The following is a 17,284-nucleotide window of genomic DNA, read 5'->3' on the forward strand; positions in this document are numbered from 1 at the left end:
ACCGGCCGCCGTGCGCCGACATCTTGACGGTGATCCCCCGAACTCCCCGCACTCCGCCGACTACCACGTGCAGGGCTTGTCCAAATCCTTGACGCTGTCGGCGAGTTCGACCGGCGACCCGGGCCAGCCGGCGTCATGCCAGTGGGCGATGCGCCAGCTCAGCCGCCTCGGCCAGAGCGCGGTCCCGGGCAGTTCGGCGACCGGCTTCCACACGGGCTGGCCACCGTAGTTGTCGAGTTGTTCCTCGGCGCCGACCTCGCCCTCGGCGTGGACGCGGAAGTAGTGCTGCCGGGTCCCCTCCTTCCACACCCGCGCCACCTCCTCGCCGACGCTCCCGTCGAGGGCGGTCTCCTCCCGCAACTCCCGCACCACTGCCTCGTGCAGGGTCTCCCCCGCCTCCACGCCACCGCCGGGGATCTCGTACCAGGTGGAGCGCCGGTCGGTCTGCCGGATGAGCAGGATGTGACCGTCGTCGCGGATCACCAGCGCCCCGGCCCGTACACGCTTCGGCACGGAGGTCGTCGGGTCCTTCCAGCGCGCCGGGCGGCTCTTCGGACCGCTGACCGCCCAGTCGCGGAGCACCTCCTCCGCCGTGCCGACCGGCCGGATGCGTACGTGCAGCGCCTCCGCGAGGGTGAGGGCCCGGCGGCGGCTCTCGTCCACCGGTTCTCCGGCGCGGGGCAGGTGGTAGACGCCCTCCTCCGTCGGGTCGCTCGTGAGCACCAGGGCATCGTCGTCGTACCGCACGTCTGCTCTCATGGACCCGATGGTGTGCGGCGGCCGGATGCGGGCGCAAGGGCTTACCCGGCCGAGGCCGCCGCGTTCCTCCCGGCGTCCCGGAGCGCCGGTCAGGCGTTCGTGCCGACCGGCCGGTAGGTGCACACGTTCACGCCGGCGGCGCTGGTGACGGTCGAGACCAACTCCAGCGTGCGCAGCCCTCCGTCCGCCGGGAAGATCGTCTTCCCGCCTCCGAGCAGAACCGGCATGATCATCAGCCGCACCTCGTCGACCAGCCCCTCCCCCAGGAGGGTTCGCGCGAGGGTGGGGCTGCCCATGATCGCCAGGTCGCCGCCCTCGGTGCCGCGCAGGGCACGGATGCGGTCGACGGCCCCACCGCCGGGGATCAGTGTGGTGTTCGCCCACGTCAGGTCCTGGTCGGACAGCGTCCTCGACACCACGAACTTCGCGATGGCGTTCATCCGGTCGGCGAACGGGTCGCCCGCCCGGTCCGGCCACGCCGCCGCCATCCTCTGCCAGGTACGGCGTCCGAACAGCAGCGCCTCCGCCTTGGCCAGTACGTCCTGGAAGGCCCCGCCCACGACCTCCGGATCGAAGAAGGGGTGCGACCACCCGCCGTGCGCGAACCCGCCGTCCGTGTCCTCCTCCGGTCCGCCCGGCGCCTGCACGACGCCGTCGAGGCTCATGAAAGCACTGATGACGATGCGCACGGGCTCGCTCCCTGGTCTTCCGTCGTCCTGCTCGCTGTGTACGTGAGCTGTGTACGTGAGCTGTGTACGTGAGGGAGACTGCCCGACCGGCGAGAACTCATCGCGACACGCCGACACGCCGACACGTCGGATGCGTCGGATGCGTCGGATGCGTCGGATGCGTCGGATGCGTCGGAGAAACCTCAGGGACGGTACGCCGGTGTGCGCTCCCACCGGTTATTCGCCTCTCCACCGGTTGTGATCATGCTCTAATCGCCGGATGACGACGATCGATTCAGGGCTGATACGGCGTTGGCTGAACGGCTGGACCGCCGCTCGCTCCCTGCCGGAGGCCCAGCCGGTGGAGCCCGCCGGAGACGGCCTGCGGTCCGTGTGCGGCCAACCCGGGCGCGAGGTCGAGGTGTTCGCGCTCCGTGCGGACGAGGAGCCCGAGTCCCTGGCGCGACTGGCGGCAGCCGTCGCCGTCGAGAGGCGGACCACCTGGCTCACGGTGGCCACGCTGCGCCCGGACACCGTCGAAGCCGTCGTCGGCGCCGCCGGACTGGAGTTGCTCCAGCGGTCCGAGTGGTTCATGACCACCGATCTGACCGCGCACCCGCGGCACGCGCCCGCCGCGCCGTACGAGCGCGAGGTGCGCACGGAAGGGCCGGTCACGGTCGTCTCCCTCCGTGACTCCTCGGGAGAGGTGGCGGCGCGCGGCACCGTCGCCGTGGTCGGCGCCGATGCGATCGCCGATCGCATCGAGACGGACGCGGCGCACCGGCGTCGCGGGCTGGGCCGCGCCGTGATGAGTGCGCTGGCGGAGACCGCCGTGGCCCGGGGCGCCCGTACCGGGCTCCTCATCGCCAGTGCGGAAGGCCAGCGCCTCTACTCCGCCCTCGGCTGGCGTCACACTGCCGACGTCCTGATCGCCCGGGGCCCGGTGGTTCCCTCCGACCGGTAGGGGGGTCGCGCGAGGTCGACGGAGGCGGAGGCGGAGGCGGAGGCGGAGGCGGAGGACACGGTGCCTCCGTGTACCGACCGCCGGAGCCGAGCGCCCTGCGACGGAGTCGAGCGCCCTGCAACCCGAGCGCCCCGCACCCGCGTCCGGTCCCCGTCTCAGGCCTTCGGTGCCACCTTCGAGAGCCCGTTGATGATGCGGTCCATCGCGTCGCCGCCGGTCGGGTCCGTGAGGTTGGCCAGCATCTTGAGGGTGAACTTCATCAGCAGCGGGTGGGTGAGGCCGCGCTGGGTGGCGATCTTCATGATCTTCGGATTGCCGATGATCTTCACGAACGCGCGGCCCAGCGTGTAGTAGCCGCCGTAGGTGTCCTTGAGGATCTTCGGGTAGTTGTGCAGGGCCAGTTCGCGCTGGGCCGGGGTCGCGCGGGCGGTGGCCTGCACGATGACGTCGGCGGCGATCTGGCCGGACTCCATGGCGTAGGCGATGCCCTCGCCGTTGAACGGGTTGACGAGGCCGCCGGCGTCGCCGACGAGCAGCAGGCCCTTGGTGTAGTGCGGCTGGCGGTTGAAGGCCATTGGGAGCGCGGCACCGCGGATGGGCGTCGTCATGTTCTCCGGGGTGTAGCCCCAGTCCGCCGGCATCGAGGCGCACCACGCCTTGAGGACCTCGCGCCAGTCCAGTTCCTTGAACGCGGACGAGGAGTTGAGGATGCCGAGGCCGACGTTGGACGTGCCGTCGCCCATGCCGAAGATCCAGCCGTACCCGGGCAGCAGGCGGTCCTGCGGGCCGCGGCGGTCCCAGAGTTCGAGCCAGGACTCCAGGTAGTCGTCGTCGTGGCGGGGCGAGGTGAAGTACGTACGGACCGCGACGCCCATCGGGCGGTCCTCGCGGCGGTGCAGGCCCATGGCGAGGGAGAGCCGGGTGGAGTTGCCGTCGGCGGCGACGACGAGCGGGGCGTGGAAGGTGACCGGGGTCTTCTCCTCACCGAGCTTGGCGTTGACGCCGGTGATGCGGCCGGTGCGCTCGTCGATGATCGGGGCGCCGACGTTGGCGCGTTCGTACAGCCGCGCGCCCGCCTTCTGGGCCTGCCGGGCGAGTTGCTCGTCGAAGTCGTCGCGCTTGCGGACGAGGCCGTAGTCCGGGTAGGAGGCGAGGTCGGGCCAGTCGAGCTGGAGGCGGACGCCCCCGCCGATGATGCGGAGGCCCTTGTTCCGTGACCAGCCGGCCTCTTCGGAGATGTCGATGCCCATGGAGACGAGTTGCTTGGTCGCGCGGGGGGTGAGTCCGTCGCCGCAGACCTTCTCCCGGGGGAACGCCGTCTTCTCCAGCAGCAGGACGTCGAGCCCGGCCTTGGCGAGGTAGTACGCGGTCGTGGAGCCGGCTGGGCCCGCTCCGACGACAATCACGTCCGCGCTGTGTTCGGAGAGGGGCTCGGTCACGGTCGGATCTCCCGAAGACTCGAAATCGCGTGCCGCGGGGCACCGGTCCCATGCAGTCTATGGGGACCGGCAGATCAACTTACCGAAGGGCTCCCCGATGACGATCGCGCCTTCCTCCCACCCGACGGTACGTCTGCGGGTCCCCACCGACGAGGACGCCCTGAGCTGGTACCGGACGTTCGACGACCCGGAGGTGATGGAGTTCCTGGGTGGCAGGCGGGCGGAGTTCTCGGTGTACGAGGAGCTGACCGCACGCCAGCGCCGGCACGACGCCGAACTCGGCTTCTGCCTCTGGACGCTGACCGATGAAGCGGGCGAAGTGCTGGGCTTCACGGGCGCACAGCCGTGGCCGCACCTCACGTTCGGGCCGGTCGGATCGATCGAGATCGGCTGGCGGCTGGGACGCGCCGCCTGGGGCCGCGGGTACGCCACCCGGGCCGCCCGCACCACGCTGGAGCGCGTGCGGGCCACGGGCGTCGAGGAGGTCGTGGCGATGATCGACTCGCGTAACCGCCGGTCGATCGTGGTGGCCGAGGGGCTGGGGATGCGCCTCGCCGAGTCCTACGAGGACACGAGACGGGTCCCGCGCACGATGCTCTGCTACCGGCTGGAGCTGGGGGCCTGAGGGACGTCCCGAGCGCGGACACGCGGGTCGGCCCGGCCCGGCCACCGGCCAATCTGGTGCGGGGCGCGGGTGCGCCGCTCAGGCGCGTACGCCCCGGTGCAGCGCGACCACTCCGCCGGTGAGGTTGCGCCAGGCGACGCTCGACCAGCCGGCCTTCTGGAGCAGGGTCGCGAGTCCGGCCTGGTCCGGCCAGGCGCGGATGGATTCGGCGAGGTAGACGTAGGCGTCCGGGTTGCTGCTGACCGTGATGGCGAGCGGCGGCAGCGCCTTCATCAGGTACTCCATGTACACGGTGCGGAACGGCGTCCAGGTGGGCTGCGAGAACTCGCAGATCACGACCCGGCCGCCGGGCTTGGTGACCCGGTACAGCTCGCTCAGCGCGGCGTCGGTGTCCTGGATGTTGCGGAGCCCGAAGGAGATGGTGACCGCGTCGAAGGTCTCGTCCTTGAACGGGAGTTTCGTCCCGTCGCCTGCCGTGAACGGCATCCAGGGGTGGCGTTCCTTGCCCACCTTCAGCATGCCGATGGAGAAGTCGCAGGGCACGACGTAGGCGCCGGTCTGCGCGAAGGGCTGCGAGGAGGTGGCCGTGCCGGCGGCGAGGTCCAGAATCTTCTGGCCCGGGCGCGCGTCGACCGCCTTGGCGACCTCCTTGCGCCAGAGCCGGGCCTGTCCGAGCGAGAGCACGTCGTTGGTGAGGTCGTACCTTCGGGCCACGTCGTCGAACATCGAGGCGACTTCGTGCGGCTGCTTTTCCAGGGATGCTCGGGTCACCCGCCCATTCAAGCAGCCCGTACCGTCAGGGTTCGCGGGGGCCACCCGGGTGGCGCGCCGGGCCGGTACGGACACCCCTGTACGTGCGGGCCGGCCTCGCCCACAGCTTCACCCACCGGGACAACCACCTGGACAGCCAACGGGACAGCCTCGTACCTCAGCGCCGCCGGTACACCATCCGTCCCCCGAGGACGGTGACGACGCAGCAGACCGCGCCGACCCGGAGGAGGGTCTCGTCGTCGGGGGCGTCGAACACCGCGAAGTCCGCAGGACGGTTCTCGGTGTCGAGCGCCGGGGCGGCGAACGCCTCGGCTGCCGTACGGCGCCACGCGAGCGGGTCCAGCGAGGCCCGTGCCCCGTCCTCCTCGGCCGGGGGCCGACCGAGGATGCGCATCCCCGACCGCTGCACCGCGTCCGCCACCGGGAGCCGGCTGAACGGCCCCACGACGGCGACGGTGCCGTGGGCGAGCATGCGCTGCACCCCGCGCCGCGCACTCGCGCCCCACCGGCTGTCGTTCATCTCCACGCCGTTCAACGCGGCGCCGGTCAGGGGTTCGGTGCCGAGGGCGTCCGCCTCCCTGGGGTCGGGGTGGTAGGCCCGTTCCAGCAGGGGGCCGCCGTGCGGCTGGACGAGCCCGGGCGTCAGCAGCCCGGGCCACCGTCGCACCCTCGCCGTCGGATTCCCGGCGGCCAGCTCCTCGTAGGAGCCGACAGCCGCGAGAGATCCGTCCCTGACGAGAAGCGCGCCACCCTCGACCGGCCGCCGTCCGGGGCCCGGCAGCAACAGGGCGGCGGCGTGGATCGTCAGCAAGGGAGAGCCGTCAGTTGGCGCTGAGGAGCTTGAGTTCCGGGTGCGCCGTACCGCCGTCGAGAGCGGTGGAGGAGATGTGTGAGACGACACGGTCGTCGACCGGGTCGAGCGCCGGGTCCTCGTGGACGACCAGGTGCTCGTACGTCGTGGCGCGCTGCGCGGGCACCCGCCCCGCCTTGCGGATCAGGTCGATGATCTCCAGGCGGTTGGAGCGGTGCTTGGCCCCGGCGGAGGAGACGACGTTCTCCTCCAGCATGATCGAGCCGAGGTCGTCCGCGCCGTAGTGCAGCGACAGCTGGCCGACCTCCTTGCCGGTGGTCAGCCAGGAACCCTGGATGTGCGCGACGTTGTCCAGGAAGAGACGCGCGATGGCGATCATGCGGAGGTACTCGAAGAGCGTCGCGTGCGTGCGGCCCTTCAGGTGGTTGTTCTCCGGCTGGTAGGTGTACGGGATGAAGGCGCGGAAGCCGCCCGTACGGTCCTGCACGTCACGGATCATGCGGAGGTGCTCGATGCGCTCGGCGTTGGTCTCGCCGGTGCCCATCAGCATGGTGGAGGTGGACTCGACACCGAGGTTGTGCGCGATCTCCATGATCTCCAGCCACCGCTCACCGGACTCCTTCAGCGGAGCGATGGCCTTGCGCGGGCGGGCCGGCAGGAGTTCGGCACCGGCACCGGCGAAGGAGTCGAGACCGGCGGCGTGGATCCGCTGGATCGCCTCTTCGGCGGACACCTTGGAGATACGGGCCATGTGCTCGATCTCGGACGCGCCCAGCGAGTGGATCACCAGCTGCGGGAACGCCTTCTTGATGGCGGAGAAGTGCTCCTCGTAGTACTCCACGCCGTAGTCCGGGTGGTGGCCACCCTGGAACATGATCTGGGTGCCGCCCAGTTCGACGGTCTCCGCGCAACGGCGCAGGATGTCGTCGAGGTCGCGGGACCAGCCCTTGGCGGTGTCCTTCGGCGCGGCGTAGAAGGCGCAGAACTTGCACGCCGTGACGCACACGTTGGTGTAGTTGATGTTGCGCTCGATGATGTACGTCGCGATGTGCTCCGTACCCGCGTAGCGGCGTCGGCGCACGGCGTCCGCCGCTGCTCCGAGCGCGTGGAGCGGGGCCGACCGGTACAGGTCGAGCGCCTCCTCCGCAGAGATCCGCCCGCCTTCGGCGGCGCGGTCGAGGATGGGCTGAAGGTCGGCCTTCTCGGTCACCGGGCTGTCACCTTTCGGCGGTGTTTCGACGGATCCACGGACCGAGTCAGCCTACGCCAGCCCTTGTCGCGTTCAGTGGCCGGACCGGGTCAGTGTGCCGGTGGGAAGTCCGGCGGCCTCTTCGTACGACCGGTAGGCGAGGGTTCCGTCCTCGTCGAGGGTGAAGGTGAGTTCCGCGTCGGCCCCGGTGCAGAAGAGGCTCCCGGAGCTGTCCGCTGCCGAGCGTTCATGGATCTTCACCACCTTCTCGGTGCCGGAGGAGAGCGTTCCGATGCTGGAACACGAGATCTCCGATCCGAGGGCGGTGACCGACTGGGTCATTCGCACGACGTCCTGGCCCTTCTTCCCCTCGGTGAAGACGGCGGTGAGGGTGCCGTGCGAGGCACCGGAGCGTTCGCGGGTCGGACCGGACCAGGTCCCCACGAACGACTCGGGCAGGGCGGTGATCTCGTCACCGGCCCCGCCGCCCCCTTCACCGTCCCCGGGATCGCCGTCGCCCGGGGCGGGCGGGGACGTGGTGCCACCCGATGGCGTACCGGAGCCGGAGCCCGCCGAGGAACCTGCGGATGCGGAGGGCGGCACGGAGGTGGACCCCGGATGCGGGGAGGCGGAGGGCGGGGAGGCGGCCGTGTCGGAGTGCTCGTTCGTGTCACCGCTCCAGGGCAACAGGTCGCCGAGCACACCCGACGTCAGGGCCACCACGGCCAGCGCACCGGCGACGGCCAGCGCGACGGTGCAGCTGACCCTCCGCCCGGGACGGGCCCCGGGCCGGTGCTCCGGCAGGCTGTCGGCGCTCACCGCGACGGAGAACCGCGACCCGGACGAGGAGCGGCCCGAGTCCGACGGGGAGCGGCCCGAGTCCAACGGGGAGAGGCGCGAGTCCGACGGGGAGAGGCGCGAGTCCGACGGGGGGAGGCGCGGACCGCTCACCGGGCGGTGGGGGGACCCGCTGCCCGAGTCCCCGCCCACCTCTTCCCTTCCTTCCGCCCCCTCGGCGGGCAGCGGGATCGGCGGGCCGAAGACGCCGAGGGCCGCGCCGGAGTACGGAGCACCGGAGGACTGGCCGCTGGAGGGCTGGCCGCTGTGGGGGTGCGGGCCGTGGGGGCGGGGGCCGCGGGAGGGGGCGTCCGCGTTCTCTCCGGCGCCACTCTCCTCGGGGGCCGTCGTGCGGCTCTCGGCTCCTCGCGCATCGGCCGCGCGTACGTCGAGCGAGGCGCTGCTGAAGGGGACGGGGCCCGACAGCACCGGCCCCTCCTGGGGTTCGAGGTCGAGCAGTGCCACGGCGTCCCGGCTCACCTCATGGACCAGCGCGGCGGGAAGCCAGCCCGCCCCCACCAGCGCGGCCGCCCCGCCGGGGGCGAGAGCGCCCGCGATGGCGGGCGGGGCGGGGCGGGCAGCCGGGTCCTTCGCCAGGCACGCGGCGATGAGGTCCCTCAGTTCGCCCCGGAGGTCCCCGAGTTCGGGCTCCTCGTGGACCACCTTGTACAGGAGTACGGCGGAGGAGTCGCCGGGAAAGGGTGCGGAACCGGTGGCGGCGTACGCCAGGACCGCGCCGAGCGAGAACACATCGGCTGCTCCGGAGATGTCGCCGCCCCGGATCTGCTCAGGTGCCATGTAGCCCGGCGAACCCACCGAGACGCCGGTGGAGGTGAGCGAGACGGTCGCGCCGAGGGCCCTGGCGATACCGAAGTCGATGAGCCGGGGCCCGTCGAGGGCGAGGAGGACGTTGGAAGGCTTCACGTCACGGTGGACGATGCCCTGCTGGTGCACGGCGCCCAGCGCCTCCGCGAGGCCGCCCCCCAGCGCCCGCACGGCACGCTCGGGCAGCGCCCCGTGACGGGTCACCGCCTGCGAGAGGGGCGGACCTGCCACGTATCCGGTCGCCACCCACGGCACCGGTGCGTCCGGGTCCGCGTCCAGAACGGGAGCGGTCCACCGCGCCCCCACGCGCCGGGCGGAGTCCACCTCACGCCGGAAGCGGGCCCGGAACTGCTCGTCGAGGGCGAAGTGGGGGTGCACCACCTTCACCGCGACCGTGCGGCCACCCGCGCTGCGCCCCAGGTAGACCCGTCCCATGCCGCCCGCGCCGAGTCTGCCGAGCAGCCGGTAGGCGCCGATGGTGCGCGGTTCGCCGGCTTCCAGCGGCTGCATGGCGACTCCCCCTGTGAAGCGAGCGGACCTCGACCGAAGCGTAAGGGCTGCCCGTCACCCGGTCACCGGAAACGGTCCACCCGTCCCCCTTTGCCGGAAAGGCGGACCCTTCACGGTCGATGACCGGTAACGGAATGAGGCATTCCGCATTCCCGTTTCTCCGAGCCCCGCCTTTCCGCCCGCCACCCCGGGGAGAGGCAGAGGAACGGGCCTCCAGGGCGGCCGGCCCCCCTCCGGCCGAGAAAGCCCCCGACGGTCCCGCAGGAAACGAGGAGAGGAGCACTGCGGGCTTACCCGTGGACGGAGAGAACATGATCGGAAAGAGAAGATCGAGTGACCGGGCGTACGGAGACGCAGAACCAGGCGCCCATGCGGAGATCGGCCCGGAGGAATAGGAGAGGGGAAAGCGGAGCCGACCGGGAGGGAATGCCAACGAGAGGGATCATTTCGTTGGTGTGCACACCAAAAGACTTCGTCGCTCCCCCGGCCATCGCGTCGGGACGCGGGAAGGGGCGACCCGCACGGGAGTCCTCCGCCCCCGTCGCAGTCCGCCGCACCACCGTGATCCGCTTTCGCCCGGCCCACCCCCGCACCTGGCAGGAGAACGACGCCCGGGTAAGGGCTTCCCGGCGGAAAGCCGTCAAAGGGCGCGAATGTCGGGAAGCGAGAGGAAGGGGCAGGGGAGAGCGAAGAACGCGAAGAGGGAGAAACGGATCGCCGTCGAATGGGACGCCATGAGAACCGGGATCGCGCGGGCGTCCGTTGCCACCGGCGCGCGCACCGGCCCAACGGCCCCAGGCGCCCTTGCACGGCCCTCCGGCCCCCCTCGGGTCACCGGCCACCGGTCGCCCCCGTCCTCCGGGCAGACGCGGACCCGGAACCCCTGCGCCATGTGGCCGCGTGGCCCCGCGCCGACCGCCCGCCACACCGCCGCCCGCAGCGGACCGGGCAGGCGGACCGGGCAGGCGGGCCGTTTGGTGCGGGCCGGGCAGGCCGGGCTCCCGGGTGGCCGTCGAGCCGGGCGCACGGGGCAGGCACGAACGGGTGCCGGGCCACGGGCCGCAGGGAGAACGACCACGGCCCGGGCCGCCCGGCCGGCAGGTGGCGTCGGGTCAGCCGCCGAGGAGCTCGACGTGCACGTCGTCGGGGTAGCCGGTGGCGCCACCCGTGCGTCGGGCGAATTCCCGTACGCCCGCGAGCTGGTCGGGCCCGAAGCGGAAGTCGAGGGTGGTGAAGTACTTCTCCAGCACCTCCGCGTCGAAGGCTTCCCAGCGCGCGGCCTGCTCGGCGACCTTGGTGACCTCTTCGAGGGACACGTCCCGCGAGGCCAGGAACGCCTGGTGCACCTTCTTGACGTACTCGGGTTCAGTGGCCAGGTAGTCCTTGCGGGCGGCCCAGACGGCGAAGACGAACGGCAGCCCCGTCCATTCCTTCCACATCTCACCGAGGTCGTGGACCTGGAGGCCGAGGCGCGGAGCGTCGTGCAGGTTGGCGCGGAGCGCGGCGTCGCCGATCAGCACGGCGGCGTCCGCCTCCTGCATCATCGCGGCGAGGTCCGGCGGGCAGGTGTAGTAGTCGGGCTGCACCCCGTAGCGCTCGGCGAGCAGCAGCTGGGCCAGCCGGACGGACGTACGGGAGGTCGAGCCGAGGGCCACCCGCGCCCGGTCGAGCTGCTCCAGGGGCACCTGCGACACGATCACGCACGACATGACGGGGCCGTCGCATCCGACAGCGATGTCAGGGAACGCGACCAGGTCGTCGGCGTTGCGCAAGAACTCCACGAGGGTGATGGGGCCGATGTCCAGGTCACCCCTGACCAGCTGCTCGCTGAGCTTCTCCGGGGTGTCCTTCGACAGCTCCAGATCGAGCAGGGTCCCTGTCCGTGCGAGCCCCCAGTAGAGGGGAAGGCAGTTCAGGAACTGGATGTGGCCGACGCGGGGCCGGCTGCGGCGATGGCCGCCTTCGACGGGAGAGACGGTTGAATTGTCCACATCGCGAGGCTAGACCTGCGGCCGGGCGACAGCACCACCGGGGCAAGACCCTCGGGTCGGACCCACGTCTTCGCCGGGCCCGCGCCGGCCCTGAACCCGGCCCGCCCCAGGCCCCTCCCCACCCTCCGCCCGACGTGCCGGTCACCCCTCGGATCGCCCAATCAAACATTCGAGTGAAGTGATCTTTCCCTCTACCGCTCCCCGGAGAGTGCGTGCTAGGCTCGTTCGCAAGTTGCAGTTTGGTTTCCCTTGCAGTACAAAGCCTGCGGAGCATGTAACCCGCAGGCTTTTGTAGTTTTCAGACTTCTTTGCAGGTTCTGGAGCAGGGCAACCCTTTGGCCCAAGGAGGGCTTTATGGCTACCGGAACCGTCAAGTGGTTCAACGCTGAAAAGGGCTTCGGCTTCATCGCCCAGGACGGCGGCGGCCCGGATGTCTTCGTTCACTACTCCGCGATCAACTCGTCCGGGTTCCGCTCCCTCGAGGAGAACCAGGTCGTGAACTTCGACGTCACTCAGGGGCCGAAGGGCCCGCAGGCTGAGAACGTCACCCCGGCCTAGTTGCCCGGGTCGGTCGATCGCGGCCGGTAAGCAGTACCCAAGGAGCCCCTTTCCCCGCTTCGGCGAGGAAAGGGGCTCCTGCCTTTGCTCGCGCCGATTCGGGCACTGATTCCGCCCCGGCATTACCCAGCCCGCTATCTCCGAGTCGGCATTCCTGGGACTCCCGCACCCCGCTTTCACCGGCGAACCCATTCCGGCGCCCCTCCTCGCCACCCCATGCCCGCGCACCCCGCCCAGGCGCACCTCGCCCCGGCACGTGCGCACCTCCCGCGCCGTTCCGGTTGCCGGCCGCGGCGGGCATCACGCCCGCCGGCCCCGGCATCGCCCGGTACCAGGACGCCCCGGACGGGGACACGGTCATGGGCACCACCGGGGACCCGGCCAGGCGCACCTGACCCCGCCCCCGGAGGACGGCCTCCGAAGGCACCTGCTGACGGCCCCCGGCGCGCATCCCCGCGCACCGGGGGCCATCTCCGCCGGGACGCTTCGGGGAGACCGGCACGCCGACACCCCCGCGCCGGAGACCCGCGGGCGGCCCCACCACCGACACCGGACGCCCGTACCGGCACGCCCGTACCGGCACGCCCACGGGCACCGCCCCTGAGCACTTCCCGCCGGGCATTCCCCAACGCCCGCCCCGCAGGGCAAGGTTCCGCGTTCGTTGTCGAAGCCTTGTGCAGAGCGTCACGCAGAGCTGACGGGCAGCCCGCGACAAGGCAGACTGTCAACAGCGGTATCCACGGTACGGACGATCCGGATGCGCCCTCATGCCACACCCGGGTGCTCCCCTGCGTCCCGTCCCGGTGCCGGCGACCACAGCCCGTCCGGGCGGGGCGAAAGCAGGACAGGGGGCATCAATGGACCGCGACAACGGGCCACGCGTGCGCGATCCGGAACAGCGCGCCACGCAAGGGCCGGTGTCCGGAACCGAGCCGCATCCCGAGCAGGGCCTCGGCCAACTCCAGAGCCCGGTCCAGCCACACGCACAGCCCCGGCCGGAAGCCCCCTCACCCCGACCCGAATTGTGTTTCTCCGTCCTCGGTCCCGTGCGCGTCCGGCTCGGTGACGAACCGCTGCCCTCCGGCTCCCCGCAGCAGCGTGCCCTGCTGGCCGCGCTGCTCCTGCGGGACGGCCGTACCGCGACCGCAGCGGAGTTGATCGACGCCATCTGGGGCGAGGCGTCGCCGCCGCGGGCGCTGGCGGCGATCCGTACGTACGCCTCCCGGCTCCGCAAGGTGCTCGGCCAGGACGTGCTGGTCAGCGAGTCGGGCGGGTACGCGATCCGGCTCCGCGAAGGCTCTCTCGACGTGCGTCTCGCCCAGGAGTCGGTGGCGGCGGCGGAGAAGGCGCGGGCGGCCGGCGACCGGGCGAGGGCCCGGGAGCTGATCGCGGGGGCGCTCGCGTTCTGGGACGGCGAGACGCTGGCTTCCGTACCCGGGCCGTACGCGGAGAATCAGCGCACCCGTCTGGAGGAGTGGCGCCGCCAGCTGACCGAGACACGGCTCGACCTGGATCTGGAGCTGGGCCACCACGCCGAGGCGGTCTCGGAGCTGACCGCGCTCACCGCCGCGCAGCCCCTGCGGGAGCGGCTGCGCGAGTTGTTGATGCTGGCGCTGTACCGCAGCGGCCGGCAGTCCGAGGCGCTCGCGGTGTACGCGGACACCCGGCGGCTCCTCGCGGAGGAGTTGGGCGTCGATCCGCGTCCCGAGCTCTCCCAGCTCCAGCAGCGCATCCTGCGGGCCGACGAGGAGTTGGCCCGTCCGGCCGACGGGACCGCGCCCGTACCGCCGGTCACCGTGCGACCGGCGCAGCTCCCGGCCACGGTCCCGGACTTCACCGGCCGCGAGGCGTTCGTGCGCGAGCTGGGCGACCGGCTGGCGACGGCCGAGGGTTCGGTGATGGCGGTCTCGGCGTTGGCCGGCATCGGTGGTGTGGGCAAGACGACGCTCGCGGTGCACGTCGCCCACGGGTCCCGGAGCCACTTCCCCGACGGCCAGTTGTACGTGGACCTCCAGGGTGCGGGGGCCCGGGTCGCCGAGGCCGAGACGGTACTGGGCGCGTTCCTGCGCGCGCTGGGCACCCCGGAGTCGGCGATCCCGGATTCGCTGGACGAGCGGGCCGCGCTGTACCGGTCGACCCTCGACGGCCGCCGCGTACTCGTGCTGCTCGACAACGCCCACGACGCCGCGCAGGTCCGGCCGTTGCTGCCGGGGACTCCGGGGTGCGCCGCTCTGGTGACGAGCCGGGTGCGGATGATCGACCTGGCCGGTGCGCATCTGGTGGACCTGGACGTGATGTCCCCTGCCGAGTCCTTGCAGCTCTTCACCCGGATCGTCGGTGAGGAGCGGGTGAGCGCCGAACGCGACTCGGCCCTGGACGTGGTGGCCGCCTGCGGTTTCCTGCCGTTGGCGATCCGCATCGCCGCCTCGCGGCTGGCCTCGCGCCGTACCTGGACGGTGGCGGTGCTGGCGGCCAAGCTCGCCGACGAGCGGAGCCGGCTGGACGAGTTGCGGGCGGGCGACCTCGCGGTGAAGGCCACCTTCGAGTTGGGGTACGGGCAGTTGGAGCCGGCCCAGGCCCGTGCGTTCCGCCTTCTCGGTCTGGCGGACGGCCCGGACGTGTCCCTGGCCGCGGCCGCCGCGCTCCTCGATCTGGAGCCGCAGGTGGCCGAGGACATCCTGGAGTCGCTGGTCGACACCTCCCTGGTGGAGTCGGCGGCGCCGGGTCGCTACCGCTACCACGATCTCGTCCGGCTCTACGCGCGTGCGTGCGCCGAGCGCGACGAGCATCCTCCCGGGGAGCGGGAACGGGCGCTCTCCCGGTTGATCGACTTCTACCTCGCGACGGCTGCCGGCGTGTACGCGCTGGAGCGGCCGGGCGACCGGCTGGTGGACCACCTGGAGCCCACCGGACGCACCGGGCTGACCTTCGCCGACCGGCACGCGGCACTGGACTGGCTGTACACGGAGGCGGCCACGATCCTCGCCTGCGTGCGCCAGTCCGCCGGAGCCGCCACCCTGCGGCGCGCGGTGGACCTGTTGTGGGCGGCGCTGGACCTCGGGGAGTCGGGTGCCAACGCGAAGGAGTACGAGACGACCGCGCTGGCGTTGCTGGCGGCCGCCTCGGCCTGCGGTGACCACCGCGCGGAGGTGCGGGCCCTGGTCACCCTCGCCGATGTGCACCACGCCTCGGGCCGGTTCGACCAGGCCGAGGAGGAGGCGGCACGGATCATGGCGCTGGTCGACCCGGCGCTCGACCCGTTGCCCGGTTGCTGGGCCTCGAACGCGCTCGGGATCATGGCCCTCTACCAGAACCGCCACGACGACGGCGAGACGTACTTCTCCCAGGCGATCGACGCGTTCCGACTGGTCGGCGACCGGCCGGGCGAGGCGAGCGCCCTGTGCAACCTGTCCCGTATCCACCTGGCGACCGGGCGTACCGGCAGCGCGGTGGAGCTGGCGCAACGGGGCACGGACATCTACGACGGCATGGGCCACGCGCTCCGCAGCGCCAACGGCCGTTACGCCCTGGGCATGGCGCTCACGCAGCGTGAGTTGTTCGCCGATGCCGCGGACCGGTTGCAGGAGGCCCTGGCGGTGTTCCGCGAGAGCCGGCAGCGGCTGTGGGTGGGCATGACCCTGTTCCGTCTCGCGGAGGTCGATCTCGCGGCCGGGCAGGCGGCGGAGGCCGCCGCGGGCGCGGAGCAGTCGCTGACCGCGTTGCGCGGGATCGGGGGCGACTGGCGGAAGGCCAATGTCCTCACCGTCCTCGGACAGGCCCTCGTCCGGATGGGCCAGTTCGGCCGTGCGCAGGTCTGCTGGCGCGAGGCGCTCGGGATCTACGACGGGTCGGGCTCCCCCGAGGCCGCGGACGTACGCGCGCTGCTCGACCGGTTCGCTTCCGTGATGCCCGCCTGACACCTCGTCGGCGGACGTTCATCGTTCGTTTATCGCCGACCGGCATTCTTTCTTCCAGTCGATCCGTCGCGTCGGGGGGCAGGCGGGGCGACTCGTGGTACCAGGGCCTGTACCGAGTTCTGGGCGCGAGCCCGGCCCGGAACTCGATCCAGGCACTAAGGTGAGCGGCTCTTGCGAGGCCCGTCCGGCAGTTCGGGGGAACACCCGGACGGGCCTCGCCCACCCGATACGAAGAACCTCAGGGGAGCAGAACATGGCGGAAGCCCAGAAGGACTCCAAGCTCACGACGCAGGACATGCACGCCACCGGCACCGAGGTCGCCGGCGGGGAGCTGACCACGCTGGACATGCATGCCACGGGCACCCCGAAGGGGCTGACCACCAGTGGCACGGCGACGACCGACGACATGCACGCCACGTCGGAGCCCGTCACCTGACAGACTTTTTTCGCTACGGGGGCCCGGGGCTCGGGGGAGCCGCGGGACACGGGGGAACGGCCGCGGTGGCGCGGAGGGGAAGCCACCGCGGCCGTCGTGCGTCCGCAGCCGGTGAGTGCCCCGGGTACGCGTGACGGGTTCAGGACCGGGTGGGGCCCGCAGCGACGACGTCGCGGCGGGCCCCACGGCGCGTCCTTGCCCCGGACAGCCGGGCTCGTAGCGCAACCTGGCGACCCGTCAGCCGACGAAGACCGCACGGGCATCGCAGTGGTGCACGTCGTCCACCTTGCCCGGGTGCGCCATGGGTACCGTGAACTTCTGGGGGTCGAGTGAGTCGGTGGAGTCGAGTTCGACCCGCAGATGGGCCGTGTCGAGCGTGTTGGTGGCGGAGTCGGAGAACGTCACGGTGATGTCGACCTCGGCGGTCCCGAAGGTGACCGGGGTGAGTTCCACCTGCGAGGACGTCACGGCCTTGCGCGAACCCTCGGCCGGCTGGGCGCACTTGATGACGCGGACCTCCGGGTCGGGGGTGGGCACCGATGCGGCGTCGAGGGTCGGTTCGTCCGTCACCGAGGACGAATCGGAGCCCGAGCCGTAGTCGTAGTCATCGTCATCGTCGTAGTTGTTGGTGGTGCTGCCGTAGCCGCCGTTGCTCTTCCGGTCGTTGGAACACCCGCCGCCGTCACCGGAACTGTGGCTCGACCCGTGGCCGTGGCTGGACGTGGAGAAGCCGGTGAGTGCGAGCACCACCACCGCCAGCACCGCCGCCAGTTTCATCTGTTGCCGCACCATGGATGCAGCCCCCTCGTATCTCGTCTCCGGACGTTCTCGTTGCCGCACCAGCATGGGAGCGATGGCCCCCTGCGGCGTCATGACCCTGTCACGGATTGGTCATGGTGTGGCGGGGCGGTCCGCAGGAGACGCGTGGAACGGGCCGGAAGGGGTGGGTGGGGCGCCCCTGGAGCAGGGGGCGGGAGAGCGCGG

The 17,284-nt window shown here is 71.6% G+C and carries 14 protein-coding genes; 5 read left to right on the forward strand and 9 right to left on the reverse strand.

The features are described 5' to 3' along the window. Positions 1 to 60: 60 nt before the first annotated feature. On the reverse strand, positions 61 to 759 hold the full coding sequence (locus tag ACFYPN_RS11145; protein ID WP_358755744.1) for an NUDIX domain-containing protein: 699 nt from the start codon (positions 757 to 759) through the stop codon (positions 61 to 63). An 89-nt stretch (positions 760 to 848) separates the two neighbouring features. Then, positions 849 to 1,448, reverse strand: coding sequence for a dihydrofolate reductase family protein (locus ACFYPN_RS11150; protein WP_358755743.1), 600 nt, complete (start codon positions 1,446 to 1,448; stop codon positions 849 to 851). Between the two features lie 259 nt (positions 1,449 to 1,707). On the opposite strand from ACFYPN_RS11150, the gene ACFYPN_RS11155 reads away from it, so the two are divergent. Then, positions 1,708 to 2,391, forward strand: a complete 684-nt coding sequence (locus ACFYPN_RS11155) for a GNAT family N-acetyltransferase (protein WP_358755741.1) — start codon at positions 1,708 to 1,710, stop codon at positions 2,389 to 2,391. Between the two features lie 155 nt (positions 2,392 to 2,546). On the opposite strand, the gene ACFYPN_RS11160 is transcribed toward ACFYPN_RS11155, so the two are convergent. Then, a complete protein-coding gene (locus ACFYPN_RS11160) occupies positions 2,547 to 3,830 on the reverse strand; it encodes a geranylgeranyl reductase family protein (protein ID WP_358755739.1) in 1,284 nt (427 codons plus the stop codon). A gap of 97 nt (positions 3,831 to 3,927) precedes the next feature. Between ACFYPN_RS11160 and ACFYPN_RS11165 the strand changes: the two genes are divergently transcribed. Next, complete coding sequence (locus ACFYPN_RS11165) at positions 3,928 to 4,455, forward strand: GNAT family N-acetyltransferase (RefSeq protein ID WP_358755737.1); 528 nt, start codon at positions 3,928 to 3,930, stop codon at positions 4,453 to 4,455. 78 nt (positions 4,456 to 4,533) lie between these two features. Here the strand turns inward: ACFYPN_RS11165 and ACFYPN_RS11170 are convergent, their stop codons facing one another. The 5 genes from ACFYPN_RS11170 to ACFYPN_RS11190 form a co-directional block, all read right to left on the reverse strand. Then, positions 4,534 to 5,226, reverse strand: a complete 693-nt coding sequence (locus ACFYPN_RS11170; RefSeq protein WP_358755735.1) for a demethylmenaquinone methyltransferase — start codon at positions 5,224 to 5,226, stop codon at positions 4,534 to 4,536. A 157-nt stretch (positions 5,227 to 5,383) separates the two neighbouring features. After that, complete coding sequence (locus ACFYPN_RS11175; protein ID WP_358755733.1) at positions 5,384 to 6,037, reverse strand: hypothetical protein; 654 nt, start codon at positions 6,035 to 6,037, stop codon at positions 5,384 to 5,386. A 10-nt stretch (positions 6,038 to 6,047) separates the two neighbouring features. Continuing rightward, positions 6,048 to 7,247, reverse strand: coding sequence for a cyclic dehypoxanthinyl futalosine synthase (gene mqnC, locus ACFYPN_RS11180; RefSeq protein ID WP_358755731.1), 1,200 nt, complete (start codon positions 7,245 to 7,247; stop codon positions 6,048 to 6,050). 72 nt (positions 7,248 to 7,319) lie between these two features. Beyond that, the gene (locus tag ACFYPN_RS11185) at positions 7,320 to 9,398 is read right to left on the reverse strand and encodes a serine/threonine-protein kinase (protein WP_389297760.1); all 2,079 of its coding nucleotides are present in this window, start codon (positions 9,396 to 9,398) and stop codon (positions 7,320 to 7,322) included. A 1,112-nt stretch (positions 9,399 to 10,510) separates the two neighbouring features. Beyond that, positions 10,511 to 11,389, reverse strand: coding sequence for a menaquinone biosynthesis protein (locus ACFYPN_RS11190; RefSeq protein WP_358755727.1), 879 nt, complete (start codon positions 11,387 to 11,389; stop codon positions 10,511 to 10,513). Positions 11,390 to 11,743: 354 nt separating this feature from the next. Here ACFYPN_RS11190 and ACFYPN_RS11195 point away from each other — a divergent pair, with 354 nt between their 5' ends. The 3 genes from ACFYPN_RS11195 (at position 11,744) to ACFYPN_RS11205 (ending at position 16,300) form a co-directional block, all read left to right on the forward strand. After that, positions 11,744 to 11,947 (forward strand): cold-shock protein, encoded by a 204-nt coding sequence (locus ACFYPN_RS11195; RefSeq protein WP_132902898.1) that lies wholly within the window; start codon positions 11,744 to 11,746, stop codon positions 11,945 to 11,947. Between the two features lie 857 nt (positions 11,948 to 12,804). Further along, complete coding sequence (locus ACFYPN_RS11200; protein ID WP_358755725.1) at positions 12,805 to 15,864, forward strand: BTAD domain-containing putative transcriptional regulator; 3,060 nt, start codon at positions 12,805 to 12,807, stop codon at positions 15,862 to 15,864. A gap of 253 nt (positions 15,865 to 16,117) precedes the next feature. Then, entirely contained in the window at positions 16,118 to 16,300 is a 183-nt protein-coding gene (locus ACFYPN_RS11205) for a hypothetical protein (protein ID WP_358755723.1), read from the forward strand. A gap of 237 nt (positions 16,301 to 16,537) precedes the next feature. Here the strand turns inward: ACFYPN_RS11205 and ACFYPN_RS11210 are convergent, their stop codons facing one another. Further along, a complete protein-coding gene (locus ACFYPN_RS11210; protein ID WP_358755721.1) occupies positions 16,538 to 17,092 on the reverse strand; it encodes a hypothetical protein in 555 nt (184 codons plus the stop codon). Positions 17,093 to 17,284 lie beyond the last annotated feature (192 nt).

The organism is Streptomyces sp. NPDC005576, from assembly GCF_042871745.1.
In the GTDB taxonomy this organism is placed as follows: domain Bacteria; phylum Actinomycetota; class Actinomycetes; order Streptomycetales; family Streptomycetaceae; genus Streptomyces.

Excerpts from the sequence above, each read along its gene's own strand:
- ACFYPN_RS11145 (WP_358755744.1), bottom strand. The coding sequence starts at position 759 with ATGAGAGCAGACGTGCGGTACGACGACGATGCCCTGGTGCTCACGAGC.
- ACFYPN_RS11155 (WP_358755741.1), top strand. The coding sequence starts at position 1,708 with ATGACGACGATCGATTCAGGGCTGATACGGCGTTGGCTGAACGGCTGG.
- ACFYPN_RS11165 (WP_358755737.1), top strand. The coding sequence starts at position 3,928 with ATGACGATCGCGCCTTCCTCCCACCCGACGGTACGTCTGCGGGTCCCC.
- ACFYPN_RS11185 (WP_389297760.1), bottom strand. The coding sequence starts at position 9,398 with ATGCAGCCGCTGGAAGCCGGCGAACCGCGCACCATCGGCGCCTACCGG.
- ACFYPN_RS11195 (WP_132902898.1), top strand. The coding sequence starts at position 11,744 with ATGGCTACCGGAACCGTCAAGTGGTTCAACGCTGAAAAGGGCTTCGGC.
- ACFYPN_RS11200 (WP_358755725.1), top strand. The coding sequence starts at position 12,805 with ATGGACCGCGACAACGGGCCACGCGTGCGCGATCCGGAACAGCGCGCC.
- ACFYPN_RS11205 (WP_358755723.1), top strand. The coding sequence starts at position 16,118 with ATGGCGGAAGCCCAGAAGGACTCCAAGCTCACGACGCAGGACATGCAC.
- ACFYPN_RS11210 (WP_358755721.1), bottom strand. The coding sequence starts at position 17,092 with ATGGTGCGGCAACAGATGAAACTGGCGGCGGTGCTGGCGGTGGTGGTG.